Here is a 336-nt window from a genome sequence, read left to right on the forward strand (position 1 = left end):
CTGTACCACGACCTTGGATTGAGAATACGTCTTCGATTGGTAGTAGGAATGCTTGGTCTACTGCACGCTCAGGCTCTGGAATGTAAGTGTCTAGCGCTTCAGCAAGTTCAATGATTTTCGCTTCCCATTGCTCTTCGCCGTTTAGTGCGCCTAGTGCAGAACCTTGGATAACTGGTAGGTCATCACCTGGGAAATCGTACTCAGATAGGAGCTCACGAACTTCCATTTCTACTAGCTCTAGAAGCTCTTCATCATCAACCATGTCACATTTGTTCATGAATACGATGATGTAAGGAATACCAACTTGGCGACCAAGTAGGATGTGCTCACGAGTTT

General features: G+C 45.8%; 1 protein-coding gene. It reads right to left on the reverse strand.

The window, feature by feature from the left end; all coding sequences use genetic code 11:
• On the reverse strand, positions 1-336 hold a 336-nt coding region (locus tag EXZ60_RS19035; protein ID WP_277436165.1), incomplete at both ends, for a GTP-binding protein.

It is taken from the genome of Vibrio sp. 1151_11, assembly GCF_029478525.1.
Classification (GTDB): Bacteria; Pseudomonadota; Gammaproteobacteria; order Enterobacterales; family Vibrionaceae; genus Vibrio; species Vibrio anguillarum.